Consider the following 245-nt stretch of genomic DNA (forward strand, 5'->3'; position numbering starts at 1 on the left):
CACCTAAGCCTTCGTCGGCAGCGTCAGATGTGTATAAGAGACAGCCCCACCAACCACCCCCACCTCAACCTCGACCACCTCAACCTCGACCACCCCACCACCCACACCCACCCCACCACCCACACCCACCTCACCACCCAACCCGACCACAACCTCACCGACCACGACCGCCACACCCCCCTCCACCCCACCCACCCCGCCTACGTCATCCACACCTCCGGCTCCACCGGACAACCCAAAGGTGT

1 protein-coding gene is annotated in these 245 nt (G+C 64.9%); it reads left to right on the top strand.

All coding sequences use genetic code 11. The features are described 5' to 3' along the window. Positions 1-27: 27 nt before the first annotated feature. The coding region (locus tag IE94_RS42040; protein ID WP_037925181.1) for an AMP-binding protein at positions 28-245 on the top strand (218 nt) is incomplete at its 3' end.

Source organism: Streptomyces violaceorubidus (assembly GCF_000717995.1).
GTDB classification, from domain to species: Bacteria; Actinomycetota; Actinomycetes; order Streptomycetales; family Streptomycetaceae; genus Streptomyces; species Streptomyces violaceorubidus.